General features: G+C 69.1%; 25 protein-coding genes and 5 pseudogenes. 11 read left to right on the top strand and 19 right to left on the bottom strand.

Annotated elements, in window-relative coordinates:
* Positions 1–31 precede the first annotated feature (31 nt).
* On the top strand, positions 32–1,714 hold the full coding sequence (locus QQM39_RS00800) for a hypothetical protein (protein ID WP_301994624.1): 1,683 nt from the start codon (positions 32–34) through the stop codon (positions 1,712–1,714).
* 50 nt (positions 1,715–1,764) lie between these two features.
* Here QQM39_RS00800 and QQM39_RS00795 read toward each other — a convergent pair whose 3' ends face one another.
* Complete coding sequence (locus tag QQM39_RS00795; RefSeq protein WP_301994623.1) at positions 1,765–3,579, bottom strand: ABC transporter ATP-binding protein; 1,815 nt, start codon at positions 3,577–3,579, stop codon at positions 1,765–1,767.
* Positions 3,580–3,815: 236 nt separating this feature from the next.
* On the opposite strand from QQM39_RS00795, the gene QQM39_RS00790 reads away from it, so the two are divergent.
* Positions 3,816–3,989 (top strand): hypothetical protein, encoded by a 174-nt coding sequence (locus QQM39_RS00790; protein ID WP_301994622.1) that lies wholly within the window; start codon positions 3,816–3,818, stop codon positions 3,987–3,989.
* A 163-nt stretch (positions 3,990–4,152) separates the two neighbouring features.
* Positions 4,153–4,323 (top strand): hypothetical protein, encoded by a 171-nt coding sequence (locus QQM39_RS00785; protein WP_301994621.1) that lies wholly within the window; start codon positions 4,153–4,155, stop codon positions 4,321–4,323.
* Positions 4,324–4,338: 15 nt separating this feature from the next.
* Here QQM39_RS00785 and QQM39_RS00780 read toward each other — a convergent pair whose 3' ends face one another.
* Positions 4,339–5,265: a GNAT family N-acetyltransferase gene (locus QQM39_RS00780; RefSeq protein WP_301994620.1), complete on the bottom strand. Its 927-nt coding sequence runs from the start codon at positions 5,263–5,265 to the stop codon at positions 4,339–4,341.
* Positions 5,266–5,381: 116 nt separating this feature from the next.
* On the opposite strand from QQM39_RS00780, the gene QQM39_RS00775 reads away from it, so the two are divergent.
* On the top strand, positions 5,382–6,197 hold the full coding sequence (locus QQM39_RS00775) for a DUF817 domain-containing protein (protein WP_301994619.1): 816 nt from the start codon (positions 5,382–5,384) through the stop codon (positions 6,195–6,197).
* On the opposite strand, the gene QQM39_RS00770 is transcribed toward QQM39_RS00775, so the two are convergent.
* The 8 genes and pseudogenes from QQM39_RS00770 to QQM39_RS00735 all read right to left on the bottom strand — a co-directional run bounded on the left by QQM39_RS00770 (position 6,192) and on the right by QQM39_RS00735 (position 12,922).
* On the bottom strand, positions 6,192–6,563 hold the full coding sequence (locus tag QQM39_RS00770; RefSeq protein ID WP_302003426.1) for an NUDIX domain-containing protein: 372 nt from the start codon (positions 6,561–6,563) through the stop codon (positions 6,192–6,194). The two genes, QQM39_RS00775 and QQM39_RS00770, sit on opposite strands and share 6 nt — an antisense overlap.
* A 301-nt stretch (positions 6,564–6,864) precedes the next feature.
* Positions 6,865–8,166, bottom strand: a pseudogene (locus QQM39_RS00765) (reverse transcriptase/maturase family protein); the annotation flags it as partial.
* A 36-nt stretch (positions 8,167–8,202) separates the two neighbouring features.
* Entirely contained in the window at positions 8,203–8,676 is a 474-nt protein-coding gene (locus QQM39_RS00760) for a hypothetical protein (protein WP_301994617.1), read from the bottom strand.
* A pseudogene (locus QQM39_RS00755) lies at positions 8,677–8,808 on the bottom strand (IS3 family transposase); the annotation flags it as partial.
* 40 nt (positions 8,809–8,848) lie between these two features.
* The gene (locus QQM39_RS00750; RefSeq protein ID WP_301994616.1) at positions 8,849–9,811 is read right to left on the bottom strand and encodes a sugar phosphate isomerase/epimerase; all 963 of its coding nucleotides are present in this window, start codon (positions 9,809–9,811) and stop codon (positions 8,849–8,851) included.
* 74 nt (positions 9,812–9,885) lie between these two features.
* A complete protein-coding gene (locus tag QQM39_RS00745) occupies positions 9,886–10,905 on the bottom strand; it encodes a Gfo/Idh/MocA family protein (protein WP_301994615.1) in 1,020 nt (339 codons plus the stop codon).
* A 95-nt stretch (positions 10,906–11,000) separates the two neighbouring features.
* A complete protein-coding gene (locus tag QQM39_RS00740; RefSeq protein WP_301994614.1) occupies positions 11,001–12,020 on the bottom strand; it encodes a sugar ABC transporter substrate-binding protein in 1,020 nt (339 codons plus the stop codon).
* Between the two features lie 119 nt (positions 12,021–12,139).
* Complete coding sequence (locus QQM39_RS00735) at positions 12,140–12,922, bottom strand: TIM barrel protein (protein ID WP_301994613.1); 783 nt, start codon at positions 12,920–12,922, stop codon at positions 12,140–12,142.
* A 181-nt stretch (positions 12,923–13,103) separates the two neighbouring features.
* On the opposite strand from QQM39_RS00735, the gene QQM39_RS00730 reads away from it, so the two are divergent.
* Together QQM39_RS00730 and QQM39_RS00725 are read left to right on the top strand one after the other, a co-directional pair.
* On the top strand, positions 13,104–14,138 hold the full coding sequence (locus QQM39_RS00730) for a LacI family DNA-binding transcriptional regulator (RefSeq protein ID WP_301994612.1): 1,035 nt from the start codon (positions 13,104–13,106) through the stop codon (positions 14,136–14,138).
* A gap of 366 nt (positions 14,139–14,504) precedes the next feature.
* Positions 14,505–14,697 (top strand): annotated as a pseudogene (locus QQM39_RS00725) (IS5/IS1182 family transposase); the annotation flags it as partial.
* A gap of 6 nt (positions 14,698–14,703) precedes the next feature.
* Here the strand turns inward: QQM39_RS00725 and QQM39_RS00720 are convergent.
* Positions 14,704–14,967, bottom strand: a pseudogene (locus QQM39_RS00720) (transposase); the annotation flags it as partial.
* Between the two features lie 41 nt (positions 14,968–15,008).
* Here QQM39_RS00720 and QQM39_RS00715 point away from each other — a divergent pair.
* Positions 15,009–15,398: pseudogene (locus QQM39_RS00715) on the top strand (transposase); the annotation flags it as partial.
* A gap of 65 nt (positions 15,399–15,463) precedes the next feature.
* Here QQM39_RS00715 and QQM39_RS00710 read toward each other — a convergent pair.
* The 3 genes from QQM39_RS00710 to QQM39_RS00700 form a co-directional block, all read right to left on the bottom strand.
* The gene (locus QQM39_RS00710) at positions 15,464–17,182 is read right to left on the bottom strand and encodes a cellulase family glycosylhydrolase (protein ID WP_301994611.1); all 1,719 of its coding nucleotides are present in this window, start codon (positions 17,180–17,182) and stop codon (positions 15,464–15,466) included.
* A 466-nt stretch (positions 17,183–17,648) separates the two neighbouring features.
* On the bottom strand, positions 17,649–18,026 hold the full coding sequence (locus tag QQM39_RS00705; RefSeq protein ID WP_301994610.1) for a transposase: 378 nt from the start codon (positions 18,024–18,026) through the stop codon (positions 17,649–17,651).
* A gap of 1,043 nt (positions 18,027–19,069) precedes the next feature.
* Complete coding sequence (locus tag QQM39_RS00700; protein ID WP_301994609.1) at positions 19,070–19,399, bottom strand: antibiotic biosynthesis monooxygenase; 330 nt, start codon at positions 19,397–19,399, stop codon at positions 19,070–19,072.
* Between the two features lie 147 nt (positions 19,400–19,546).
* Here QQM39_RS00700 and QQM39_RS00695 point away from each other — a divergent pair, with 147 nt between their 5' ends.
* Both QQM39_RS00695 and QQM39_RS00690 read left to right on the top strand, forming a co-directional pair.
* The gene (locus QQM39_RS00695; protein ID WP_301994608.1) at positions 19,547–20,014 is read left to right on the top strand and encodes a hypothetical protein; all 468 of its coding nucleotides are present in this window, start codon (positions 19,547–19,549) and stop codon (positions 20,012–20,014) included.
* Between the two features lie 167 nt (positions 20,015–20,181).
* On the top strand, positions 20,182–20,619 hold the full coding sequence (locus tag QQM39_RS00690) for an ATP-binding protein (protein WP_301994607.1): 438 nt from the start codon (positions 20,182–20,184) through the stop codon (positions 20,617–20,619).
* A gap of 30 nt (positions 20,620–20,649) precedes the next feature.
* Here the strand turns inward: QQM39_RS00690 and QQM39_RS00685 are convergent, their stop codons facing one another.
* The 3 genes from QQM39_RS00685 to QQM39_RS00675 form a co-directional block, all read right to left on the bottom strand.
* Entirely contained in the window at positions 20,650–21,090 is a 441-nt protein-coding gene (locus QQM39_RS00685; protein ID WP_301994606.1) for an ATP-binding protein, read from the bottom strand.
* Positions 21,091–21,234: 144 nt separating this feature from the next.
* Complete coding sequence (locus QQM39_RS00680; RefSeq protein ID WP_301994605.1) at positions 21,235–21,606, bottom strand: PRC-barrel domain containing protein; 372 nt, start codon at positions 21,604–21,606, stop codon at positions 21,235–21,237.
* Positions 21,607–21,660: 54 nt separating this feature from the next.
* Positions 21,661–22,503, bottom strand: a complete 843-nt coding sequence (locus tag QQM39_RS00675) for a SigB/SigF/SigG family RNA polymerase sigma factor (protein WP_301994604.1) — start codon at positions 22,501–22,503, stop codon at positions 21,661–21,663.
* Between the two features lie 356 nt (positions 22,504–22,859).
* On the opposite strand from QQM39_RS00675, the gene QQM39_RS00670 reads away from it, so the two are divergent.
* Positions 22,860–23,735, top strand: coding sequence for an RNA polymerase sigma factor SigF (locus QQM39_RS00670; protein WP_301994603.1), 876 nt, complete (start codon positions 22,860–22,862; stop codon positions 23,733–23,735).
* 137 nt (positions 23,736–23,872) lie between these two features.
* On the opposite strand, the gene QQM39_RS00665 is transcribed toward QQM39_RS00670, so the two are convergent.
* Entirely contained in the window at positions 23,873–24,343 is a 471-nt protein-coding gene (locus QQM39_RS00665; protein ID WP_301994602.1) for an ATP-binding protein, read from the bottom strand.
* A gap of 232 nt (positions 24,344–24,575) precedes the next feature.
* Here QQM39_RS00665 and QQM39_RS00660 point away from each other — a divergent pair, with 232 nt between their 5' ends.
* On the top strand, positions 24,576–24,977 hold the full coding sequence (locus QQM39_RS00660) for an STAS domain-containing protein (RefSeq protein ID WP_301994601.1): 402 nt from the start codon (positions 24,576–24,578) through the stop codon (positions 24,975–24,977).
* Positions 24,978–25,145: 168 nt separating this feature from the next.
* Here the strand turns inward: QQM39_RS00660 and QQM39_RS00655 are convergent, their stop codons facing one another.
* Positions 25,146–25,625 (bottom strand): MarR family winged helix-turn-helix transcriptional regulator, encoded by a 480-nt coding sequence (locus QQM39_RS00655; protein WP_301994600.1) that lies wholly within the window; start codon positions 25,623–25,625, stop codon positions 25,146–25,148.
* Between the last annotated feature and the right edge of the window lie 3 nt (positions 25,626–25,628).

The raw sequence follows: 25,628 nt of genomic DNA, 5'->3' as shown, positions 1-25,628 counted from the left end.
TGGCGGGCGCAGCACAGGCAGGAGACAGACGATGGAGTACTACGACCTCGGCACCTACACCCGACCCGTGACCACGTCCTCAGCCCAGGCCCAGCTCTGGTTCGACCGCGGCCTGAGGTGGACGTACGCCTTCCACCACGAGGAGGCCGTCGCCTGCTTCGAGGCCGCGGCCGCGGCCGACCCCGACTGCGCCATGGCCCACTGGGGCATCGCCTACGCGCTCGGCCCGAACTACAACAAACCCTGGGAGTTCTTCGACGACCGGGACCTGGCCCGCACCGTCGACCGCACCCACGCCGCCGTGGAACTGGCCCATGCGAAAGCGGACACCGCCACCCCCGTCGAACAGGCCCTGATCGGCGCACTGCGCGCCCGCTACCCGCAGGCGAAGGCCGTGGCGGACTGCTCCGTCTGGAACGCTCCCTACGCCGACAGCATGCGCGCGGCCTACGAACTCGCCCCCGGCGACCCGGACGTCGCCACCCTGTACGCCGACGCCCTGATGAACCTCACCCCCTGGCAGCTGTGGGACCTGAGGACCGGCGCACCGGCCGTGGGCGCGCGCACGCTCGATGCCAAGGCCGCCCTCGACCGTGCCCTCGCCACCGACGCGGGACGCGACCACCCCGGCGTGGTCCACATGTACATCCACCTGATGGAGATGTCCCCGACCCCCGAGGCGGCCCTCCGCGTCGCGGACCGGCTGCGCGGCCTCATGCCCGACGCCGGGCATCTGCTGCACATGCCCTCGCACCTGGAGGTGCTGTGCGGCGACTACCGGCGGGTCGTCTCCGACAACACCGCGGCCATCGAGGCCGACGAGAAGTACCGCTCCCGAGCCGGGGCGATGAACTTCTACACCCTGTACCGCACGCACAACTACCACTTCAAGATCTACGGCGCGATGTTCCTCGGCCAGTGCGAGGTCGCCCTCCGGACCGTCGCGGAGCTCGAAGCATCCATCCCGACGGACCTGCTGCGCGTGCCGAGCCCGCCCATGGCCGACTGGCTGGAGGGCTTCCTCGCCATGCGGGTCCACGCCCTGATCCGCTTCGGCCGCTGGGACGACATCCTGGAACTGCCCCTGCCCGCCGACCCCGAGCTGTACTGCGTGACAACCGCGATGCTCCACTACGCCCGCGGCGTCGCGTACTCCTCGACCCACCGCGTCCCGCAGGCCGAGGCGGAACGCCGGCTCTTCCACGAGGCCGTCGCCCGTGTCCCCGAGACCCGCATGCTCTTCAACAACACCTGCGCCGACATCCTCACGATCGCCTCGGCGATGCTCGACGGCGAACTGGAGTACCGCAAGGGCGACTTCGACGCCGCCTTCGCCGCCCTGGAACACTCCATCGAACTGGACGACAACCTCCCCTACGACGAACCGTGGGGCTGGATGCAGCCCACCCGGCACGCCTACGGCGCCCTCCTCCTCGAACAGGGGCGTGTGGAGGAGGCCGAGGCGGTCTACCGGGCCGACCTCGGCCTCGACGGCACGCTCCCGCGCGCCCTGCAGCATCCCGGCAACGTCTGGTCCCTGCACGGCCTCCACGAGTGCCTGACGCGCCTGGGCAGGACCGCGCAGGCACAGATGGTGGCCCAGCAGTTGCGTCTCGCGGCCGCGATGGCGGACGTACCGATCGAGGCGTCCTGCTTCTGCCGACTCGACACCACCGGCCGAGACACCATCGAGGACGGTTGCTGCGCCGACTGAGGCCCCCGCGGGCGCGGTGGCCGCCGCGCCCGCCCGGACCAGTCTCCGGCTCACGGCAACTCGGCCCGCGCAGGGTCGTCGTCGAGGAAGCCGCCCGACTGGTGCTCCCAGAGCTTGGCGTAGGCGCCCTGCGCCGCGAGCAGTTCGTGGTGGCTGCCCTGCTCGACGATCCGCCCGTGGTCGAGGACGACGAGTCGGTCCATGGTGGCGACCGTGCTCAGCCGGTGCGCCACGACGAGCGCCGTCCGCCCGTCCATCAGCCGCCACAGCGCCTCCTGGACGAGGATCTCGCTCTCGGAGTCCAGAGCGCTGGTCGCCTCGTCGAGCAGCAGGATCGGCGCGTCGCGCAGGATCGCCCGGGCGAGGGCGACCCGCTGGCGCTGACCGCCGGACAGTTTGACGCCACGCTCGCCCACCATGGTGTCGAAGCCGTTCGGCAGCGCGTCGGCGAACTCCGTGACGTGTGCCGCCTCGGCCGCGCGTCGGATCTCGGCGTCGGTGGCGTCCGGCCGGGCGAACGCGATGTTCTCCCGCAGGGTGCGGTGGAACATCGCCGGGTCCTGCGGCACATAGGCGATCAGGCCGCGCAGGTCGGCCTGACGCATCCGGCTGATGTCCTGACCGCCGATCAGGATCCGGCCGCCGTCGATGTCCGTCATCCGTAACAGCAGCCGGGTGAGCGTGGTCTTGCCGCCGCCGGACCGGCCCACGAGGCCGACCTTCGCCCCGGCGGGCACGGCCAGATCGAGGCCCTCGAACAGTGACCGACCGCCGGAGTGCGCGAAGGTCACCTGCTCGAAGCGGACGTCGGCGGCCCCGGGCAACAGCGGCTCGGGCGACGGCGGGTCGAGCACGGTCGGCGGTGTCAGCAGCAGTTCGGTGAACTGCGCGGCCTCCGTCATCGAGCTCTCCAGCCGACGGTAGATCTGATTGAACTCGAACATGATCCGCGTCGCGTTGCTGTAGTAGGTGAAGGCGACCACGACCGCCTCCACCCCGTGCGCGCCCCCACCGAGCGTGACCGCGAGCAGCAGCCCCAGCGCGTTGGTCAGCACCGACATCGGTGCGACCAGCGTGTCGATGCGCAGATTGCCGTAGTCCCACGACCGCAGGGTGAGCGCCCGCGACACCGCCACCCGCGAGCGGTGCTCGGCGGCCTCGCGCCCCTCGGCGGCGAACGCCCGCACCGTGTCCATGTTCATCAGGCTGTCGGCGACATGGCCCGAAACCCGGGCGATCGCCTCCTCACGCTCGTCCACCAGCGCCTGACGGCGCCGGATGAGGGGCACCACACACAGCGCCGTCACCGCGATCATCGTCAACAGCCCTACGACGAGCAGCGGTTCGTAGCGCCACAGCACCACCGCCCCGAACACCAGCGGCACGAAACTGCCCACGATCTGGAACGTCAGCGTGTCGACGAACTGCTCGAAACGGGAGGCGAAGCTCAGCACGCGCTTGGTCAACGACCCGGCGAAGTTGTCGTGGAAGAACGCGGCGTCCTTGGCGAACAGCTCGTCCATCCCGATCACGTACAGGTGCTCGATACCCAGGGCGTCCAGGCGGTTCAGGCAGTGCAGAGCGACGCGCCACAACGCCTCGGCGAACAGCAGCACACCGACGAAACCGAGGACGTATGGCAGCGTCGAGTTGAGGGTGACGTCCGTGTCGCCCGCGATGTCGCCGACGAGCTTGGCGACGATCAGCGGCGCGATGTAGTTGATCCCGATGTTGCCGAGTGCCGACAGCAGCATCGCCGGGACCGTCATCCACCGTAGACGGGCCAATTCCCGTCCGTAGTAACGAAGTGCGAGGAGCACCGAGCGTTTGCCCGGCAGGACCCTGCGCGATTCAGGCGTACCCATCCCACCCCTGTGATGATTACGTGGAGTCATTGGTTGAGTACGTAGTGTCCCGCGACGGCTGCCGCGCAGTCCAAGCGTTTTCCGGCTGGCGGTGACGGGGGCGGTTGCGGAGCCGCGATTTCCCCCTACCACAAGTAACATGATCAACTTCTCTGTCAGGTACGCGGCGCGGTCCCGTTCGGCACCCGCCCCGCCACCTCCACCCCCCCCCACCGCCGTCGATTCCGAGGACTTCGATGCCGTCTCAAGGCGATGCCCTGCAGCAGACCCGTACCGACTACGAACACCACATGCAGACCTGCCGGCAGTGCCATGTCGACACCGTGCCGTGCGCGGTCGCGAAGCACCTGCTGCGCCTGTACAACAATGCCCGCAGAAGCAGCGCCCAGCAGGGCGTCGGAGTCCGCTGACCGCACGCTCCCGGCCGGCCTCGGTGCTCTCCGCGCCGGGGCCGGCACGCTATGCAGGGGTACCTCAGGCTCAACTCCCCTGGCCTGCGGAGGACTTCGTGCGACTCCTGCCCCGCTCCCTGTCCGGCTGGACCATGGCCGTGTTCGGCGTCCTCGCCGGCGTGTGGTCCCCTTCCGCCTGCTGGCCCGCGCGGTCTTCACACTCGCCGTGATCAGCGGCCGCGCCCCGTCCGGGTTCCTCGGCGTGGGCCTGTGGGAGGGGCTGGGTGCGCTGGTCACGGGTGCGGCCCTGTGCCATGAGGGACGGTCCGCCCGCGCCCTCACCGGCGCGTGACGGCGCGGGCCCTGGTCACTTCAGGACCGCCTCCCACGTGTCCACGGCGTAATGGACGGCCATGCCGTGGCGGGCGTACAGAGCGGGAGCCCCCGTGGTGTTGGCGGTGTCCACGCCGAGCCCCACCGTCTCCCGCCCGCGCGCGGCGAAGGCGGCGAACGCGTTGCGCAGCATCAGGCCACCCAGACCCAGACCGCGGGCTTCTCGCACCACACCGATGCTCCGGATCCAGCCCATCGCCTCCCGGTCGTCGCGGGCGAGGAGGAACCCGGCGTCCCCCGGCTCCCCGGTACCGACGATCCACACCAGGGACCAGTCGAGCGTGTCGGCGTCGACGTCGCCCAGCCACTGGTCGTAGGTACGCGGCTGGAAGTCGAAGTGCTCGGCGAAGCTCGACTGATACAGCGCGTGGACACGCGCACGGTCCGCCTCGTCGGCGCACGACCGCAGCCGTACGCCGGACGGTATCTCCGGCATGAGGTCCGCGGCCGCGTCCAGCGACCGTTGCAGCACGTGATAGCGCCGTACGACGTACCAGCCCCGCTTCTCGATCAGCCCCGTGTCGAGCGTGGGCTCCGTGTTGAGGTGCAGATGGACCACTGCCCTGTCCGCACCGTTCTCGCGTGCCTTGTCCAGAGCCCGGGCCTGCATCGGCTCCAGAATCAGCTCCCCGGCCTGCTGGTGCTCGGGCAGCACGTAGTGGTCGATGTCGACGCGCTCACCCCCCGAGTCGTCCCACAGCAGGCCGTACGCCACCAGCCGGTCACCGTGGAACGCCAGCCAGGAGTCGCGCTCCAGATGGATGTCGGGCCGCTTCAGGTCGGCCTCGACGGCATGCAGGTCGGTCTCGGGCCGGCCGATCTCGATCCGGTCGACCTCGTTGAGCAGTTCGGTGATGGCGGTCGCGTCGGTGAGGCCGGCGGGACGAAGAAGGTAGGACATGGGCTCAGGGTCCGGGGGAGGGGAGCGCAGCCGCAACGCATTTTCGGCGGCGCACCTCTTCCGCGTCTTCCCCGCCGCGCGGCAACCGAGGAAGCCACAGGCTCGTCTTTCGGATCATGGTCACCACAAGCATCACAGGCCCGCTGGCCGCGTCGTTGCGCCAGCTGCTCGACTTCGCGTGGATACAGACACGGTCCTGCGCCTTCGCCTTCGCCCTGATGTCCGGCGTGGCGGCATCGACCCTGCTGCCCGGCCTCCCCGTGGCCCGCTACGACCTGCTCGTCGTCTACGGGGTGCTGCTGACGCTGCTGTTCTGGCTGCGCGGCTGGGAGAACGGGCGGGACGTCGTCGTCATCGCCGTCTGCCACGTCATCGGCCTGGCCTTCGAGGTCGTGAAGGTGTCCCTCGGCTCGTGGACCTATCCGGAACCGGCCGTACTGAAGTTCGCGGGCGTGCCGCTGTACGGAGGTTTCCTCTACGCCGCTGTCGGCAGCTACGTCTGCCGCGCCTGGCGCCTCTTCGACCTGGAGCTGGTCCGCTACCGCCCGCGCTCGACGGCCGTCGTCGCCGCGGCCATCTACGCCAACTTCTTCAGCCACCACTGGCTCCCCGACGCCCGCTGGCTCCTGGCCGCACTGCTCCTGGCCGTCAACGCGGGCACCTCCGTGCGCTACACGGTGCGTGGTGTACGCCGACGGATGCCGCTCGCGCTGTCGTTCGTCCTGATCGGCTTCTTCCTCTGGGTCGCGGAGAACCTCGCCACCTACCTGGGTGCCTGGCGCTACCCGTACCAACTCGATGGCTGGCAGCCCGTGGGAGTGGAGAAGTTCGGCGCCTGGTCCCTGCTGATCAGCGTCACCTTCGTCCTGGCGGCCATGGTCGCCCGAACGCACCCCGAGCCCGAGGGCACCGGCACACCGCCGAGGTCATGAAGCCCGGGCCTGCACCAGCTTGCGGGTGAAGCGGTGCATATGGGGGTCCATCGAGTCGAGCGCCTCGGCGAGCACCTGATCGGGAGTCAGCCATCGGATCGCCGAGAACTCCGCTTCGTCCCAGGAGAGGACGGTTTCCGCGTCCGCGCTGATGACGTACCAGAGCGAGACGTCGGTGTGTTCCCCCTGTCCCCGGGTTCGGGTGACGGTGAGGAAGAGCGGGTGCTCGCCCGTGACGTCCGAAGCGACGGCCGGGATACCCAGCTCCTCCCGGCACTCCCGCTCCACCGCGGCCCACGGGTCCTCGCCCGGCTCCACATGCCCGCGCGGGAAAGCAGGCGGGTTCGCGAATTTCTGGCCGCTCAGTCGCGGGAACCTGCGCGTTGGTGGGCGGCAGGGCGCTCTGCACGGACGAGTTCAGTAGGTGTTTGTGATCCTCAGGCTTGGCAAGGAATCGGGTCATCCCGTGGGCGTGGCGAGGTCACCCACGGGATGTGCTCACGGTCATGCTGTCAGACGCCAGAGGGACGTGGTCTCGGCGCTTCGTGCTGTGTGGAGTGGGTCGGTGGCGTCCTTGGAGCGTGGGTGCCGGGCTTGGTGTCGATCTTGTCCACAACGCGGAGGCTTGCTGCCTGGATGGCGTCGAGCAGTTGCTGACGTGTCCGGGCATGCGGTGCAGCCGGAAGACATCTCCGGCGAGCAGATAGTACTGGACCACGCCCCGGTAAGCGGCTCCAAAGGTCGCAACGATGGCATGGTCGCTGCTGTTGATCAGAGCCGTTCTCTTCACGGGTTTGCCGTGAATCAGGTAGGGGGCGCACTTTGCTTTGATGACGTCCTTCGGGACGCGGAGAGCGACCTGGCCGTTGACGCGTCGGTAACGGCCGGTCTTCTTCGTGTCGTTGTGCTGGACGACGATCTCGTATCCGAGGAACCGGGCGGCCCGGGTACGGGCATGGGTGATCAGCGTCTTGTCCTGGGACAGTTCCAACTTGAGTTCATCACGCAGGAATTGAGCCAGGCGCTGCTTGATCTGCTCGGCCTCGGATTTCGGTCCGGCGAAGCCCAGGAGGTGATCGTCTGCATAGCGGATGTAGCGCAGCCTCCGATAGCCCGGATCGTTTGGATCCGCGCTCGGCAGGCTGGTCATCCGCTGGCGCAGCGTGCGGGCCTGGGCCCGGTCGCCGCGCCGGCGGGATTTCGCCAGCAGTTTCTGCAACTCCAGATACGCCGGGTTGCGGGCCCGGCGCTCTCCTCGGGTGTACTCCGGGATCAGAACGGTCTCGACGAACTCATCCAGCTTGTGCAGGTAGATGTTGGACAGGATCGGCGAGGCCACCCCGTCTTGCGGAGCGCCCGACAGGGTGGCTCCCCCTTTCCAGGCCTCCAGGTATCCGGCCGTGAGCATGTTGCGCACCAGCCGTAGAAACCGCTGGTCATGGATCTGCTCACCGAGGATCGCCAGCAGGACCTGGTGGTCCAGGCTGCCGAAGCAGTCGGCGATGTCGCCCTCGATGAACCAGGCTGTCCCGGCCCAGGTGTGAGCCACCTCCCGCAGCGCGGTATGGCAGCCGCGCCGGGGGCGAAATCCATGCGAGCGGTCGGAGAACGTCGGCTCGTAGTACGCCTCTGATAAGAGACGGACCACCTCGCCGACGAGCTTGTCCGACCAGGTGGGCAGTCCCAGCGGGCGGGTCTTCCCGTTCTTCTTCGGGATATGGACGCGCCGGACTGGCTTAAGGATCAAGGTCCGGCCGGGGCAGCGCCTGTGGTCACCCGGGGCATACCGGCTCCAGGTTCCGCCAGCCTCGGTGACCAGGCGGGTGGCTGTCTCGTCGTGGTAGCCGGGCGCCTTCGCGATGACGGGGGCTGGGGCTTGGAGGACGAGTTGGCGGATCGCGGAGGTCCTGCCGCGCTGTGGCGGGACGCCGATCTTTCGCAGGTGGACTTGGAGGCTGACCGGATTCATGGGCTGTCCGGGCTGGCGACCGGGGAAGAGCCACTGTTAGCTTCTCCTGCTGGCGTAGGGCAGGTGCTGGCGGGACTGGACGTATGCCCGCATGAGGTCAGCGACGAGTTCCGGAAGCGGGGACGGCGGGTCTCCCAGCCGGACGGTGAGGGTAGCCCCGTCGTCGATGACGTCGTCGACGGTGAGGCGGACGATGCAGGTGACGGGTTGCGCGTAGAGGAGAACGAGCGCGGCCGCGACCCGGGCCCGCAGGGGCAAGGAGTCGTCGTTGCGGGTCCGCCGGAGAATGGCGAGTCGGCGGTACTGGTGCAGCGGCGCTTGGTCCTGGTTGATGACTTGGGGTGGCAGGGTGAGGCGAGGCATCCGGCTCGTCTTCATGCACCAGCGCAGGAACGTCTGGGCCGGGCGCCGGGTGGCCGGCTTCTCCGTGTGCCAGGCGTCGACGTCGGCCTGGTGGCAGTGTTCGAGGGTGCGGCCTCGGTCGGCGAGCCAGGAGAGGAAGCTGAACACGCTCGCCGCTTTGAGAATCTCGTTCGCCCGCCTGAACTCGGCGTTTGCCTTGCGGAGTTGCTTCAGTTCCTCGTGTTCGGCGGTCGACAGCCGGTCGTCCCGCTCGTCGCGGTCGACCTCGGCCTGGCGGACCGAGCCGCGCGGAACTCGTGTCCGTGCGGCTCAGGACGGCTCAGATCTCCTGGGGCTTGTAGGAACTGGGGTCGCGCAGCATGACGCGGCGCAGCAGGTCGACGGTTTTGGTGACGCCCTCGACGGGGGCCACGAGAACGTCCTCGTGCTCGATGCTCAGGACGTCGTCGTAACCGGCTCGGCGCAGGGCGAGGCAGAAAGCGCGCCAGAACGCGTCGTCGTGGCCGTAGCCGAGGGTGACGTAGTTCCAGGAGCGGTCCTTGGCGGCCATGACCGGCAGCGTCTCCAGCCTGCTGGTCAGGGCTTGGCGGGAGGGTTCCAGCCGGGTGTCCTTGGCGTGTACGTGGTAGATCGCCTCGCCCAGGGTCTCGATGGCGGCGAGAGGGTCGGCGCCCATCCACATCAGGTGGCTGGGGTCGAAGTTGGCTCCGACCACGGGCCCGACCTCCTCGCGCAGGCGCAGGAGGGTGGGGACGTTGTAGACCACCTGGTGGGCGTGCATCTCCAGAGCGAGCTTGGGTACGCCCCGGTCACGGGAGTGGGCGACGAGGTCTCGCCAGTACGGGATGACGACCTCGGTCCATTGCCAGTCGAGGATCTGTGTGGTCTCCGGCGGCCAGGAGACCGTGATCCAGTTGGGGTTGGCGTCGCCCGGCCCGCCCGGCAGCCCGGACATCATCACCACGCGGTCGATGCCGAGGAGCGGGGCGAGAGCGATCGTCCTGCGCGCGACCTGGTCGTGCTCGCGGCCGCTGGGCCCGGGGTGCAGGGGGTTGCCCGAGCAGGTGAGGGCGCTGATCGTGAGCCCTCGGTCGGCGACCTTGGCCAGCAGTTCGCGGCGCGCGCCGTCGCTGTCGAGAAGCCGGTCGATGTCGATGTGCGGGGCGGTGGACCAGGCGCCGGTGGCGAACTCCACGTGGTCCAGGCCGAGTTCGGCGGCCAGGTCCAGGGTCTCGTCGAGCGTGAGGTGCCCGACGCTGTCGGTGTTCAGACCGATCTTCATGATGCGTCCCGTCTGCGGTGTGGTCGGGCGGGGAGGGGTCGTTCCCCGCTGGTTCGGTGTGCCGGCGGTGGGGGTCAGATGTAGAGGGCTGGGCGGTCGGCGAGTTCCACCTCGACGCGGTGGCCCTCGGTCTGGGCGCGGATGCCCGCCTCGCAGACCGCGGCCACGGCGTAGCCGTCCCAGGCGCTGGGGCCGGTGACCTCGCCGCGCCGGGTGGCGTCGACCCATGCCTGGACCTCGCGGTCGTACGCTTCCTCGAACCGCTCGACGAAGCCGGGGGTGACCGTGCCGCCCCAGCGTCCGCCGGTGCTGACGAGCATGTCGTGCCGGTCGCCGATGCGGGCGGTGCCGTGCTCGCACACCGCCTCGGCCTGGACCTGGTAGCCGTAGCGGGCGTTGACGTAGATCTCGACGTCGACCAGGGCGCCGCCGTCGGTTTCGAAGACGACGAACTGCGGATCGGCCAGCCCTTCGGGCGCGTTGCCGGAGGGCCGCGGCCGCATGACGGTGACGGCGGTGATCTCCTGGCCGAGCAGCCAGCGGGTGATGTCCATCTCGTGGGTCACGGAGTCGTTGATGAGCATGGCGCTGGTGAAGTCCGGCGGACAGGACGGGTTGCGATGCCGGTTGTGCAGCATCAGCGGCCGGCCCAGTTCCCCGCTGTCCAGCAGCGCTTTGAGCTTGATGTACTCGTGGTCGTAACGGCGCATGAAGCCCACCTGCACCCGGCGGTGCCCGAGCCGCTGCTCGGCCTCCAGCACGCGCAGGGCGGAGGCGGCGTCGGGGGTGAGGGGCTTCTCGCACAGGACGGGCAGGTCGTGCTCGAACGCGGTGAGCAGTGCCGCCTCGTGGGCGACGCCCGGGGAGGCGAGCAGCACCGCGTCGACGTCGGGTGAGGCCATCGCTTCGGCGACGTCGCCGTAGGCCGCGCATCCGTCGACGTCGGCGGCGACCGTCTTGGCGCGATCGATGTCGACGTCGACGACGGCGGCCACATGGGCGCCGCTGGTCACCTCGCTGATCCGGCGTACGTGGTCGGCTCCCATGCGGCCGGCGCCGATCACGGCGACTCCGAGGGAGGTGCGGTAGGTCATGTGGTTCCTTGACTTGAGGGTGGGCGATGGCGGTGACGGTCAGCAGAGGGCCGGCCGAACCCACACGGGTCCGGCCGTGACCCGGGTCGTACGCGTCACCGTGTTCCCTTGGCGGCGAACGTGGCGACGGCCTCGACGTTGGACTTGTCGACGAAGGCCGGGCCGGTCAGCACGGGCGCCACGCCACCGCCGCTGTAGTTGCCGTTGGTCTTGTAGAGCCAGAGGGAGTCGACCGCCAGGTAGCCCTGCAGATAAGGCTGCTGGTCGACGGCGAACTCGATGCTGCCGCCCTGGATCGCCTTCACGAGTTCCTTGTTGAGGTCGAAGGTGGCGACCTTGGCCTTGCTGCCGCCGTCGGACACCGCCTGCGTGGCGGTCAGCGCGACCGGGGCGGCGAGGGTGACGACGTAGTCGATGGAGGGGTCCTGCTTGAGCTTGGCGGTGATGGTCGACTGCACGGACGGCATGTCGGCGCCGTTGACGAACAGGTTTTCCGTCGTGCCCGAGAAGCCCTTCTTCACGCCCGCGCAGCGTGCCTCGAGGGCGACCTGGCCCTGTTCCTGGATGACACAGGCGACCTTCTTGGCACCGAGGGAACTCAGCTTCTTGCCGACCGCCTCGCCCGCGACGGTCTCGTCCTGTCCGAAGTACTGGAGCAGGCCCTGCTTCTTCCAGTCGTCCACACCGGAGTTGAAGCCGACCACGGGTATACCGGCCTGCACCGCCTTGGCCACGGTGCCCTTCATGGCGTCGGGCTTGGCGAGGGTGACGGCGATGCCGTCGACCTTCTGGTCGATCGCGTTCTGCACCAGGTTGGCCTGGTTGCCTCCGTTCGGGTCGGAGGAGTAGATCAGCTTGACGTTGTCCTTGGCGGCCGCGGCCTGGGCGCCCTTGCGGATGGTGTCCCAGAACGTGTCACCGGGGACGGCGTGGGTGATCATCGCGATGGTCATGCGGGGCGTGGTGGCCTTGCCGGCAGAGACGCCACCGGCGCTCTCCTCCGACTTCTTGCCGCCCGAGCTGCTGGAGCAGCCGGCGAGTGCCAGGACTGTACTGGCGGCCATGGCCACCAAGACGGTGAATCTGCGGGAGCGGGAGGGAAGCGAGCGGTTCATTTCGGCACCTCACTGTGCTGACTTGCGGGAAGGGGTGATCCACCGGCGGGACGCAACACATCCCGTTGTGGGTCGGGCGGGGAGCTATTGGGTGGCCTGCTGTGCGACTCGGGGTGGGATCAGAGGGTGAACGCGGCGCGGAACCGCTCCATGGCGGTGTGACTGTCGCCGGAGGGCCATGCCTCCAGGGCGACCGTGCCGTCGTAGCCGAGGTCGGTGAGGGCGCGGGCGACGGCCGGATAGTTGATCTCTCCGGTGCCGGGTTCGCAGCGGCCGGGCACGTCGGCGACCTGGATCTCTCCGATCAGCCCCGCGCCATGCGCGCGGCGGACGAGCTCGATGAGGTTTCCCTCGCCGATCTGGGCGTGGTAGAGGTCCAGATTCATCCGCAGACCGGGCCGATCGACTGCCGCGACCAGGGCGTAGGTGTCGGCGGCCCGCGCGAACGGGACGCCGGGGTGGTCGACGGCGGTGTTGAGGTTCTCCAAGGTGAAGGTGACGCCCGCGCTTTCGCCCAGTTCGGCCAGGCGGGTGAGCGTGCGGTGGGCGGTGATCCACATGTCGCCGGTGGCCTCGCCGGTCACCGGCACCACGGGCAGGCCCTCGCCGTCCAGGCCGGTGCCGTGCAGGTTGAGCCGGGGGCAGCCGAGACGCTCGGCGGCCTTGATCGACTCCTCGGCTGTGCGCAGGAGTTCGGCTGCGCCGTCCGGGTCGGTCAGGGTGCCGCGGATGTAGCCGGTCATTGAGGAGAACTCGGCGGGGGTCTGGGCCAGTGCGTTCAGGTCGTGCCGGGTCCAGTCCCAGATCTCCACCTGGAAGCCGGCCTCGTGGATGCGCCGGGCCCGCTCCTCGATCGGCAGGTCGCGGTAGACCATCTCGGCACAGACCGCCAACGTGTACATCGCAGCTCCAGACTTATAACGTTCTAAGAGAACAGGAGCAGTACGCCAGGCGCCGGGCAGCCTGTCAAGGGTTTGTGCGGACATTTGATTTATAACGTTGTAACAACGTTGACCAGTGCATGTCCTGCTTGGCCCGGTCTACGATCACCTCGGAGAAGACCCTCGATCAGGAAGGCCGACGGTGCCATCGCGCTCTGCCGTCCCGGACGGAAAGCGGCCGACGCTCAGCGACCTCGCGGCGCGGGCAGGTGTCTCCGTGCCGCTTGCCTCCATGGTCATGCGCGGTGCCAAGGGGCCCAGCGCGGCAAGTCGCGAGCGGGTGCTGCGGGCCGCGCAGGAGATCGGCTACCGGCCGGACAGCAGGGCCCGCCTCCTGCGCAGCAGCCGCTCGCACCTGGTGGGAGTGCAGTTCGACCTGCGACAGCCCTTCCACGCCGACATGGTTGAGGCGCTCTACGCCGCGGCGGGGGCGGCCGGCTATCAGATCGCGCTCAGCGCCGTCACCGCGAGCCGCAGCGAACAGGAGGCGGTGGAGGCGCTGCTCGCCGACCGCTGCGAGGCGTTGATCCTGCTCAGCCCCCATGCCCCGGCGGCCCGGCTGGCAGAACTCGCGGCACAGCTGCCCGTCGTCTCCGTGGCCCGCCGGCTGCGTCCGCTCACCGACGGCGTCGACGTCGTCCGCGCGGCCGACGACGAGGGCGCCCGCCAGGCGGTCGACCACCTCGTGGCACTGGGCCATCGCGACATCGTCCACATCGACGGGGGCAGGGCGCCGGGCGCTGCCGATCGGCGCCGCGGCTACAAGTCGGCCATGAAGCACCACGGCCTCACCGACCGCGTCCGCCTCGTGCCGGGCGGGCTGACCGAGGACCACGGTGCGGCAGCCGCACGAACACTCCTCGCCGAGGCTGCCCGCCCCACTGCCGTCCTCGCCTTCAACGACCACTGCGCCATCGGCGTCCTCGACACCTTCCTGCGCGCCCGTATCCCTGTGCCCGACGAGATCTCGGTCGTCGGCTTCGACGACAGCCACCTCGCCCGCCTCGCCCACGTCCAACTCACCACGGTCGGGCAAGAAGCCCGCCAGCTGGCGCGCCGGGCCGTGAGCCGGGCCGTCGCCCGGCTGGAGGGTGGGGCGGCGGACGACGAACGAGAAGTCGTCGTCACACCACACCTCGTCATACGAAGCACCACCAGGGCGCCTTGCCGCTCCTGACCCGCGCTGCTCCGGTCCCGGCCCGATCCGGTCGACGTTCCACCGCGGCCCCAAAGGACCACCCGCGGCTGTCCGCCGAGGAACCCGCCTCCATCCAGGCGGACGCGCGAGCCAAGGAGGCAGGCAAGCGGGCGAACGCGAGCCACTGCCTTGGATCGCGCTGTTCAGACACCGCACCACCTGGGGCATGGAACGGATTGGCATGAAGCGGATCGGTCGGCCGCCTGAGGCCAGTGATCGGTGAGCTGCATGACGGCGCCGTGAGCCGCAGGCCAAGAATGCGCACTGCTGTCCCACGGGAATCCGGGTCCGGTTCGCCTACCGGTCGCGGGCGGCGCTCCGGAGGACGTCACCACTCACGCCTCGATCCGCAAGGTCTGGGTCGACGGCGGCTGTCGCAGGCATTTCGTCGAGCACGCCTCCACCCTCGGCATCGACATGCAAATCGTCCAACGCACCCCGGGGCCAGGGGCTTCACCCGATCCCGAAGCGGTGGACGGTCGAGCGGACCTACGGCTGGCTGATGCTGCACCGCCGCCTGGCGCGAGACTACGAGACCCTCCTTGTTCTTGGCACCCGGTGGCCGTCCGGGGCCAGCTCCTCGGGGTTTGGGAACACGGGCCGGGCAGGCGAGGTGAGCGCGGATGTTCCTGAACCCTCGACGGACCCGGGCCGGGGTGAGCCGGTCGAAGGTGATGGGTTTCTCCCAGGGCCGGCGGAGGTCCGCGGCGAGGGGCCGGGTGAGCCGGAGCTGGGTGTGGGCGGCGATCAGGATCCAGGTCCAGCGGTCCGCGGCTTCGGGAGTGCGGAGTCCATCCGAGGGTCTGCTTCGCGAAGTGGAACGGCCCAAACCCGGTCGACGGCGGTAAATCCGGCAGCAAGCTGCACGTGTTGTCCGAGGCTCAGGGCGTCCCGCTGGTGGTCGGCACCTCCGGCGCGGACACCAACGACAGCCTGGCCCTCAAGCCTCTGGTGACAGGGGTACCGGCCGTGCGGTCCCGGCGTGGACCGCGCCGCAAGCAGCCCGCCAAACTCCGCGCCGACAAGGCTTACCACTCCGCCGACATCCTTTCCTGGCTGCGGGAACGCGACATCGTCGCCCGGATCGCCCGGCCGGGCATCGAGTCCTCCGAACGGCTCGGGCGGCACCGCTGGAAGATCGAGCGGTCTCCTGGCTGTTCGGCTACCGCCGCCTCACCATCCGGTACGAACGAAAAGGCAGCCACCTCCTCGCCTTCCTCGGCCTCGCCGCCGCCCTGACCTGCTACAAGAAACGTGCCGAACTCACCACCTGAGATATCGCCTCATTGCTGGTGGACCCGTTTTCAGGCAGAGGTGCCCGTGACCGCGGTGCCGGACCTGGTCAACGTGTACGTCAAGATCGCCCCGCTCCAGAAGTGGAAGGTGAGGGTCACGGTGGTGTTGTCGGTGACACCGTCGAAGAACGCGGTCGGCAAGGTGATCGTGCCTGCGGTGTAGTCCGGTGTGAAGGCCACATTGAACTGCTGGTACGTCGTCCAGGACTGCGGACCGGCGGCGGTGCCGTCGGCGTAGACGGCTTCCATGGTCGCCAACTTGTCGCCGTTGAACGCGGCGGGTATCACCAGCGAGGTCGTCGTACCCGTCGCGCTCGTCAGTACCGGCTTGTCATAGGTGATGACGTTGACGGCCCAAGGAATTCCTTCCGTGAACCGGAGGGACAGGACGGCATTCGTGCCGTACTCCTGTGATGCGGTCAGCCGGCTGAGCGTCGCCGCTGCGATCGTCAGCGTGTTGCCGCTGACGGTGTAGTCCACGCCCCGGATCAGGGGGCGGGTGCCGACATCGATCCTCAGCAGCCTGGTGCCGTTGAGGTTCAGCGTGATCGTCGCGTCCGTCGGGGTCTTGCCCTTGGGCACGAAGAGCTGATCGGTGGACGCGGTGCCGGAGCGCCCGGTCCAGCTCGACCGTATCTGCGCATAGAGGCTCGGGTCGTTCCATTGCAGGGTGCGGCGGTTGAAGCGACTGCCGTTGTCCCACAGCATCGTGGTCAAGCCCCGGTAGCGCGCGTAGTAGCCGAGATACTCGAGGTACTTGAGCGTCTCGCCCTGTTCGACCGTGCCGGGGCCGGAGTCCCAGCCGAGCAGCCCGTACTCACCGACGACGACCGGGATCCCCTTGGCCACGAAGGCCCTGTGCAGCAGGTCGAACGTGTCGGTCAGGTCCTGCTGGGTGGCCGCGTTGAAGGTCGTGTAGCCGGCGAGGTTCACGCTGAAGGGCCAGAAGCTGTAGTAGTGGACCGAGGCCACGAGGTTGGGGTCGTCGAGCGCGGAGAAGGTGGCGAGCAGGGTGTCGATCTTGGGCTGATCCGGGGTGTCCCCGAGGGTCGGCATGACGAGCAGGCGGTCGGCATTGCCTCCGCCGGTCGCGCGCACGACGGAGTGGAAGGTCGTGTTGAGCTCGTTCATCAGAACGGCGTTCTGCTGATCGCCGGAGCTGCCGGTGAAGAAGGGCTCGTTGATGCTCTCGAAGAGCAGTCGGCGCGATGCGTCCCGGAAGGTGGCCGCGATCTGCTGCCAGGTGGCCGTGTACTGGGCCAGGACCGCGTCATGCTGGGTCGGCATGTTCGGCACCCACTGCCACGCGTCGCCGTGCATGTTGATCAGAACGTAGAAGCCCTCGGCCAGGGCCCAGTCGACCACCTGCTTGATCCTGGCCAGGAACACCTGGTCGAGGGTGTAGGTGGGAGCGGGGCCCTCGTGCTGACCCCAAGTCACCGGTATCCGGATGCTTTTGAATCCCTGCGCCTTCACCCTGCGCAAGAACGCCTGGGTCACCCGCGGGTTGCCCCACGCCGTCTCGTCGGCGCCGATGGCCTCGAAGCTGTTGCCCAGATTCCAGCCGGGCTGCATGTGTGCGACGACATCCATCGCGGACGCCGACGCGGCGGAACCGGTGGACCGGGCGGCGGCCTGGGCGGCCGTCGGGATGGACAACGCCGTGACGGCGAGGGCCGCGGAGGTCGTCATGACCTGGCGACGAGTGAAACCGGTTGAACTCGGCATGGAACTCTCCATCGAGTCGAAGGTCCTTCCCCCATGTCGAAGGCGTCATCGTCGAAGCGCTTCGACACGTTGCGGGAGCCTAGCGCAACCTGACGACGGAGAGAACGGGCTAATCCGCATGGAACCTCAATCGAGTTCGAAAGGTTGCGTGTCGAAGCGCTTCTCCCCATGGGGCGTCAGGCGCGGCGTCACGCAAGCTCGTCGGGGTTCCCTGCTCATCTGCCGTCGATGCCGACCGGGCGGCGGGCGGTCACCCAGCGGGGGATCTCACGCCTTCTCTGCACCCGGCCCGCGAGCAGCGGACCGGAAAGTCCCGACAAGCCACTGGCCATCGAGGCGCTTCCAGCGGCCGTTCCTTCACGCAACGTTGCTCGACACCTCGAAGCGTGAAGAACGGCCGCCCTGTTGTCCCGGGAATGAACCAAGATCAGAGGGTCAGGTGAACGGCCGAGGTTGAACACCAAGCTCAGCTTGACTCTGTCGGGGATCTTGGATGGTCGGGCTCAGCTGCCGAGGGTTCGCCAGGATTGTGACCCGGGGGACCTCGTTCTGGTCGAGGAAGGTCTGGAAAGCGGTCGGCGGTCTCGGCGAAGAGGCTTCCTCGGTCGCTGGCTGACCGCTGAGGCGTTCGATGTTTCACGGCGATGGCCGTGAGGACGTGTTGCAGGTGGGCTTTCGGCTGTCCTCGGTAGCGGCAGTGGCGCATGCCGTGTCCGTGGGCGAACTCGTTGATGGTGCCCTCGACTCCGGAGCGGACCGCGTAGCGGGTCTTCCAGTCGAGGGTCTGCTGTTCGGCGCGGACGCGGAGTTGCAGGTCGCGGAGTTCTCGTGGGGGAAAGCCCACGTTCCGGGCGCTGTCGGCGGTGGTGGTGCAAGCGGGTACGGGCCGGGCAGGGGCGGCACTGGCTCTTGGTGAACCGGGCCACGATCAGCGGGGCGGCGGTGGGCGAGGAGGTCGGGTAGGGGCCGTGCCAGCCCGCGCTGACCTGGCCCTGGGGGCAGGTGACCTGGCGGCGGTCGAAGTCGATGTGGAAGTCGTCCCGGTCGAAGCCTTCGTTCCTGCGGTGCTGGCGGGTGGGGTTGGCCGGCAGGGGGCCGCTGACGGTGATCTGGTGTTCGCGCTCGGCTCGTTCCAGGTGGACCAGGGAGGTGTAGCCGCCGTCGACCAGGTGCTCGGCGGGCAGCAGCCCGCGACGCGCCAGACGGGCATGGATACCGGGCAGGGCCTGGCCGTCGTTGGTGGCGGCCGAGGTGGTCGCCACGTCCGTGATCACGTTGACGCTGCCGGAGGCACACGTCTCGGTGACATGCGCGGCGAACGCCTTCCAGCTGATGATGTGCCCGTGCCGGACGTAGCGCGCCGTGGTGTCGTAGGGCGAGAGGATCGCCGAGGAGGAGGGCGCCAGGCCGTCGTCGTCGGGGGTGCGCCAGTGCAGGCGGCCTGCCGCGTCACGGTAGTAGCCGTCGACGTGGCGGGGCGTCAGCCGCCACGGCACGACACCGTAGTGGTCGCACACCTGAACCCGCCCGTACTCCAGTTGGGAGCCACAGGCCGGCTTTGCGGTGCGCGACGAGCAGCAGTTCCCCGGCGCTTGTCGTCCAGTACGACGACGTAGCTCACGAGGTGCGTCTTCGGGACGTCAGGCTTACGGATCCTGTACACCGGGGCACCGCTGCGGAGCCACTCGCCGGCCGTGCGCAAGTGGGCCCGCTCCAGGTTCGTCCCAAGGGGCGATGCCCTCGACCAGTGTCACCAACTGGGCCCGAAGACGTCCGTCAGGGGAACCGGGGAGGCTGTGAGAGGACGACATCCCCGCATTCTGGCATCGGACGCGATCGGGGCCGAGCGACGGCGGGGGCGAAGCCCCCGCCAGTGACCGCTGCGCGCTACTCGCCCTTCGGCCCCGCCTGCTGCACGACCTCGAAGGACCACAAAGTGGACCCGCTGGCCGCCGGCTTGGGGCGCTCTCCGCCTTCCGCCCCGCCGCCCTGGTGGGCCGACTTCATGGGGCCCTCCATCCAGGCCTGGAAGGACTCCTCGTCACGCCAGCGCGTGTACACGAGGTAGGTGTCGGTGCCCTCGACCGGCCGCAGGAGTTCGAACCACTCGAACCCGTCGGAGCTCTCCACGGCGTGCGCACGGGAGGCGAAGCGCTTCTCCAGCGTCTCGCGCTGCTCGGCGGGGACGGTCAGTACGTTGATCTTGACTACGCTCATGGTGCTCATCCTGCCGCACGGCCGCAGCCGGACGCGCCGCGGGCCCCGCGGCGCGACGCCGTACAACCCTCCGGGCAGGTGACTGGTCTCAACCACCGTACGAACCAATCCGACCGTCCAGCACATCTCGTTCCAACGGGGGAACACATGAGCCTGGTCCGCAATCAGCACCGCAACCGCAACCGCACTCGTCGCGCCGTGACCGCGGGCGTCACCCTTCTGACGGCGGCCGTCCTCGGTGCGGCGGGCGCAGGAGCGTCCAGCGCCGGCGCCGCGGCACCGCAGACGCGGCAGATCGCCTCGTCCGTCCTCGGCAGCGACTACAAGGTCACGCTGACCGCCCTGCGGTCGACGCAGGACGAGAACGCCGCCTCGGTGCGGCTGCAGGTCTACACCCAGAGCGGTGGCGCGTGGAAGGAGTCCGACCGGGTCACCGTGGGAGACGTCGACGGGTGGTTCTGGTACCCGCTGACGGGCAGTGGTGCCGTCTGCGAGTTCTCCACCGCGAGCACGGACCCCGCGCCGCTCACCGTGAGCCTGCTGATCACACCTTCCATCGGCTGCTCGGAGCCCACGCACTACGAGGTCAAGGAAGGCAGGGTGTTCGCCGGCTGACCCGCGGTCCCGTCGGCGCAACAGGCTCTGTCGTCGCTCTCGTCCGTGGTGCCTCACCGCTTCGACCAATTCAGGACGAGTAGCCGCGCCCTGGCTGGGAACCAGCGGGGTGGAAGCAGTACGACGAGTCACCGCGGCCGCCGGGCGAACGGGCCGAAGAAGGTGTGATGGCTACCGAATCGCGTGGGGGCGGCAAACCGTCCTCCGAAGAGATCGAGGACTGGGAGGTCGGGTTTGACGGGGGATTCGGTGATGTGACGAGAGCCCGCCAGTGCGCGGAGGAGTTCCTGGCCACGCTGGCGCGGTCCTCACCGCCGGCGGCGCCCGAGTACCGGGACGACATCCTGCTGGTCGTCAGCGAGCTCGCCGCCAACGCCATCCAGTACGCTCCGGGGCCGTTCGAGCTGACGCTGCGCAGGGCGCTCGACGGTGTGCACGTGACGCTCGGCGACACGAGCACCACTCCGCCTGCGCCGCGTCCCTTCCACCCCGGCAAGGGCGGTGGCGGCGGTATCGGCTGGTACCTGATCCACACACTGTGCGATCAGGTCAGCGTGGTGGTGCGTGCGGACGGCAAGGACGTGCACGCGTTCCTGCCCTGGTGAAGGACGTACACGCGTTCCTGCCCTGGTCTCTCATGTCAGCGGCACCAGCACGCCGACCGTCTTGCCGCCCTCCCGGCGGCGCTCGATGAGGATCTCCCGGGAGAGACGGATGATCAGCGGCCATCCGTATCCGCTGCCCTCGTGCGATTGGGGCAAGGTGCCCGGCCCGTAGGCGGCGGAGGGGACGGCGTCGCTGTAGTCGTGCACGCTCAGCCTCACCCCCTCGGGAAGCAAGGCCACCTCGAACCCCGCGAGGCCGCCGCCGTGCCGGATGGCGTTGGTGACCAGTTCCGACACGACCAGCAGGAGGTCCATGACGGCTCTCTCGCTCGCGGCGCCGGACGGCGCACGCCAGTGCTCGTCCACGACCGACCGCACATACCTACGTGCCGTCGCCGCGCTGGTGATCGGGACCGACCGGCCACGCGCCGTCCCGCTGTCCCCGGCCGGACGGCGCTCCGCCGGCTTCACGGTTGCTCGTTCGCTGCCCGCGGGACGCTCGTCTTGCCCCGAGCATCGCAGGCGCGCACCAAGGGGGCTGCGGCTTGTGTCACTTCACTCCTCGCACGCTGTCGTCTCCGCTCATCGTCGTCCGTCCACGTCCATGTGGCTCGGCTACCCGTTCGCGCCCGAACCATGGGGCAGAGCGGCGTAGTACGCACCGACGGCGGACAGGTACGCGGGATCGAGGGTCTCGCGGTCGGTCTCGAATCGGGGAGCCGCCTTGGCCTCCGCCCGGGTACACCCCACGGTGACCACCCGGGTCCTCATGTCCACGCCGGTGACCGTGCCCGCGGGTATCAGCAGGCTTCTGCCGAACACCCACGCGCCCGTGTCGACGATCAAATGCCGCAGGGGTGTGTCGTCGGCCTGGCGGTCCACATGGCCGACGATCCCGTCGGTCGCCTCGACGGTGAACCCCGTGAGCGTCCGCCCCTCCTGGTGGCCGCTGCCGGGAGGGTACGACCAGATTCTGTCGTTGCTCACATCGTTTCCTCCTCCGTGTCGTTGCCGCCTTCTTCGTCACCGGGCCCCGCCGCCTCAGTGCTCCGGCCCCGACCCCGGGTCGAGGGCCTCGTCCCGTACCCGCGCGCAGCACCGGCTGATGATGCGGGAGACATGCATCTGGGAGATGCCCAGGCGGTCGGCGATGCGGCTTTGCGTCATGTCCTCGAAGAAGCGCATGTACAAGATGGCGCGCTCGCGCTCGGGCAGCCGCCGCAGTCCCTCCTTCGCCGCCTCCCGGTCGACGACGACGTCGTACGCCTCGTCGCAGGAGCCGATCGTGTCGGCGAGGCTGAAGCCGTCGTCGCTCGAGGACATCTCGGCGTCGAGGGAGAGCGTGCTGAAGCTCTCCAGGGCCTCCAGCCCCGCGTTGGCCTCGTCCTCGGTGAGCCCCGCGTGGGCGGCGATCTCGGCGACCGACGGCATGGCGCCGCCCGCCCTCTCGGCGAGGTCGCGGCGCGCGAACCGCACCTTGTTGCGCAGCTCCTGGACCCGGCGGGGGACCCGCAGGGCCCACATCCGGTCGCGGAAGTGCCGCTTGATCTCTCCGGTGACGGTGGGCACGGCATAGCTCTCGAAGGCCCCTCGTCCGGGCTCGAACCGGTCTATCGCCTTCACCAGTCCGAGGGCCGCGACCTGGCGCAGATCCTCCAGCGACTCCCCGCGGTTGCGGAATCGGCCGGCGATGCGGTGGGCCATGGGCAGCCACGCCTTGGTGAGTTCGTCGCGTACCGCGTCTCGTTCGGGCCCTTCGGGCAGAGCGGCCAGGCGGGCGAAGTCGGCAGCGGTGTCGGGGGCGTCGTCGTAGACGCGTCCACCGGACACTCGGGGACGGGCGGCAGCGGGGTCGGAACCATGAGCGGACGTCTCAACCAGCATGGGGAACAGCTCCTGAACGGCGTTCTCAGGGAATCTCCGTGGGAAACGGTGCACGGGGCACGAAAGCCCCGGAGCGGTCACACCTCTAGCACCGGTGCGCCTCTGGTCCGAAGCACGAAATCCCGCATGCCCCACGACCGACCACGCAAACTGCCCCGGACGAACGAGGGGCGACAAAGGGGCCGGCCTCGGCCGGGGACTTCCGAGGACGGCGTGTCCGGAATCGTCCGCGTCCAGGGGCGACTTCACGCCAGAACTCACCGCCGTGCCGTGTTTCCGGCGTCCGAAGGGGAGTGAGCCGCGCCAGCCAGGGCACGCGGGGATAGGCAACTGGTTCCGGCGATGAGGAGGGCGGCATGGCAGCCGTGACGGTGGCGCAGGCAACGGCCACGGCACAGGAGACGGCCACGACGGACGGGGCGGCGCTGCCGCTGATCGAGGATCCGACGAGGGTGAGGCCCCAGGACGCACGCGAGTTGTCGCGTCAGTTCTTCGACCGCCTGGCCATGCTGGACGAAGGTACGCACGAACACCAGTACGTACGCAACACGTTGATCGAGATCAACCTGTCGCTCGTGCGGTACGCCGCGTCGCGCTTCCGCGCCCGTGGGGACTCGCTGGAGGACGTCGTCCAGGTCGGGACCATCGGGCTGATCAAGGCCATCGACCGCTTCGAGGTGTCCCGGGAGGTCGAGTTCACGACGTTCGCCGTCCCGTACATCGTCGGCGAGATCAAGCGCTTCTTCCGCGACACGAGCTGGGCGGTCCATGTGCCACGCCGCCTGCAGGAGGCGCGCGTGGAGCTGACCAGGGCGACGGAGGAACTCCGCTCCCGGCTGGGCCGCACGCCGACCACCCCCGAGCTCGCACAGCTGATGTCGCTGTCGGAGGAAGAGGTGATCGAGGCCCGCAAGGCCGCCAACGGCTACCAGTCCGCCTCCCTCGACGCGGCCGTCACCTCCGACGCCGGGAACGGCGAGTCCGTCCTGGCCGACCTCCTCGGTGAGGAGGATCCGTCGCTGGAACTCGTCGAGGACTTCCACTCGTTGGCGCCTCTGATCGCCGGTCTCGACGAGCGTGAGCGCCGGATCATCCATCTGCGTTTCGTCGAGGAGCTCACCCAGGCGCAGATCGCCGACCACATCGGCGTCTCCCAGATGCACGTCTCACGGCTCATCAGCCGCATCATCAAGCAGCTGCGCGCCGGGCTGTTGGAGCCCGGGGTCGCCTGAGTAAGCGGTTCCGGCCGAGGGCTGGCGTCGGCCGACGACTGGTGTCGGCCGAAGTGGGCCGTGGCCGAGCCGCGGCCCAGGTGCCGTCAGCCCACCTCGACTCCACCCGGCGGACCGTCCGGCCGTCCGGCACCCGGTCAGCTTCCGCCGACCGGGTGCCGGCACTGTGCCGACAGGGGAATCACGGCGGTGACGCACTTGCCGCCGGCCGGGAGATCCGACACCAGCACGGTCCGGGACAGCCTGCACACGATGGGCCAGCCGCGGCCTCCGCAGCGGTGCCGTCCCTGACGGTCGACCGGGTCCACGGTCACCGGCCGGCGCCGCTCCCGGTCACTGACGGACAGGTACAGGTGCTGGCCGACGACCTCGGCGTCGAAGCCGGTGACGCCGCCGCCGTGCAGCATCGCGTTGGTCGTCAGTTCCGATGCCACCAGCAACGCGTCCGAGAGCGCGTCCGGCCCGCACGCGGTGCCTCGCGTACGTGACTGTTCGGACAGGACCCGCCGCACGGCTCCGCGTGCCTCGGCCGGACTCAGCGGTCCGTGGCGCGCACGGCCCGCGTCCGCAGGGCTCCTGGTGGCGCCGATCCGGTACTTCTCACTCATCCTTCCGCTCCCTGACCGAGGCGAGGGGTTCTCCTCTTCGCGTGACCCGTCCGCCAGATGCCAAACCGCTCTTCGGGCAGTGTGCCGGGGGGATTCGGGGGTAGGCGGGCGAACGCATCGACGGCCGGTCGACAGCGCGCCGAGCCGGCAGGACGGAAGTGCCGATCCGTGATGCATCAAATCCGTCCGTCGGGGCACCCGTCCCGATCGTCAACGCCTATGGGAGGTACTTGTGTCCGTTGCCCAGAATCCCTTGTCGATCAAGGTGGAAGTGCCACGCGAAGATGCCGTGCTGCTCACGGTCGAGGGCGACCTGGACATGGACACAGCGACCGAGTTGCAGCACCATCTCGCCAACCAGCTCCACCACGGCCGACGTCACTTCCTCCTCGACATCGCCGACGTTCCCTTCATGGACTCGTCCGGCATGAACATCATCCTGCGGGCCTATCAGGAGGTGCGGGAGATTCCCGGCGGTGTGTACGTCATCTCCCCGGCGCCCGCCGTCCGCCGGATCCTGGATCTCACCGGTGTCAGCATCACCGTCCCGATCGTGGGGAGTGCCGAGGAGGCGCTGGCCGCCGTGGACGCCGGGCCGGCGGACCCCGAGCCGCCGGCCGCGAAGGAGGGGTGAAGGACGCTTCCGGAAAAGGCAGTTCATCGATCGCGAGAAGCACCGAAAGTGCCAATAGTTGTCGTTTGACAACTGTGGCTATGAGGCAACAGAGTGAGCGAGTCAAGCGCGGGAGGGGTGTGGAACGTGCCGATCAGCAACGACGACTTCCCGCGTCGCCTGCGGGATTCAGGCGCTCCTGACACCGGAGGCTTCGTCGCCCTCGTGGACCTCCGCGGACGCCGCGGCGCAGAACGCCTCCAGACCCTCCAGCAGAGCGGTCCGCTTCGTGACCGGCATCTGCTCCAGCACGGACCGCAGAGCGGCTTCGCGTCGTCCGCGCAGCCCTGCCAGGAACGACCGTCCGCGACGGCTCAGCCGCAGTCGCAGCTCGCGGCGGCTGGAGGCGCTGGGCCCGCGTTCGACGAAGCCGACCGCCTGGAGGCGGTCGCACAGCCGGCTGGTCGACGGCGGAGTGGAGCCGAGGGCCTCGGCGAGCATGCGCAGGTTGATGCCGTCGGTGTGTTCCAGGACGAACAGCACGCGGATCTGGGAGGCGGACACCGGTGCTGTCGAAGCCCGGCCCCACAAGACCTCCAGCAACTCGGCGGCCTCGGAGGCCACATGCGCCACCTCGTCCGGCCGCGGATGCGAGTGGGAGGAAGTCACGCT

This window comes from Streptomyces sp. DT2A-34, assembly GCF_030499515.1.
Classification (GTDB): domain Bacteria; phylum Actinomycetota; class Actinomycetes; order Streptomycetales; family Streptomycetaceae; genus Streptomyces.
Note: the sequence above shows the minus strand (reverse complement) of the source record. Positions and strands in the feature narration are given on the sequence as shown.

Coding starts and splice junctions, on each gene's coding strand:
- QQM39_RS00775 (WP_301994619.1), top strand. CDS start 5,382: ATGGTCACCACAAGCATCACAGGCCCGCTGGCCGCGTCGTTGCGCCAG.
- QQM39_RS00675 (WP_301994604.1), bottom strand. CDS start 22,503: ATGCTGGTTGAGACGTCCGCTCATGGTTCCGACCCCGCTGCCGCCCGT.
- QQM39_RS00670 (WP_301994603.1), top strand. CDS start 22,860: ATGGCAGCCGTGACGGTGGCGCAGGCAACGGCCACGGCACAGGAGACG.
- QQM39_RS00800 (WP_301994624.1), top strand. CDS start 32: ATGGAGTACTACGACCTCGGCACCTACACCCGACCCGTGACCACGTCC.
- QQM39_RS00780 (WP_301994620.1), bottom strand. CDS start 5,265: ATGTCCTACCTTCTTCGTCCCGCCGGCCTCACCGACGCGACCGCCATC.
- QQM39_RS00665 (WP_301994602.1), bottom strand. CDS start 24,343: ATGAGTGAGAAGTACCGGATCGGCGCCACCAGGAGCCCTGCGGACGCG.
- QQM39_RS00695 (WP_301994608.1), top strand. CDS start 19,547: ATGAGCCTGGTCCGCAATCAGCACCGCAACCGCAACCGCACTCGTCGC.
- QQM39_RS00700 (WP_301994609.1), bottom strand. CDS start 19,399: ATGAGCGTAGTCAAGATCAACGTACTGACCGTCCCCGCCGAGCAGCGC.
- QQM39_RS00750 (WP_301994616.1), bottom strand. CDS start 9,811: ATGAAGATCGGTCTGAACACCGACAGCGTCGGGCACCTCACGCTCGAC.
- QQM39_RS00690 (WP_301994607.1), top strand. CDS start 20,182: ATGGCTACCGAATCGCGTGGGGGCGGCAAACCGTCCTCCGAAGAGATC.
- QQM39_RS00795 (WP_301994623.1), bottom strand. CDS start 3,579: ATGGGTACGCCTGAATCGCGCAGGGTCCTGCCGGGCAAACGCTCGGTG.
- QQM39_RS00710 (WP_301994611.1), bottom strand. CDS start 17,182: ATGCCGAGTTCAACCGGTTTCACTCGTCGCCAGGTCATGACGACCTCC.
- QQM39_RS00790 (WP_301994622.1), top strand. CDS start 3,816: ATGCCGTCTCAAGGCGATGCCCTGCAGCAGACCCGTACCGACTACGAA.
- QQM39_RS00745 (WP_301994615.1), bottom strand. CDS start 10,905: ATGACCTACCGCACCTCCCTCGGAGTCGCCGTGATCGGCGCCGGCCGC.
- QQM39_RS00735 (WP_301994613.1), bottom strand. CDS start 12,922: ATGTACACGTTGGCGGTCTGTGCCGAGATGGTCTACCGCGACCTGCCG.
- QQM39_RS00740 (WP_301994614.1), bottom strand. CDS start 12,020: ATGAACCGCTCGCTTCCCTCCCGCTCCCGCAGATTCACCGTCTTGGTG.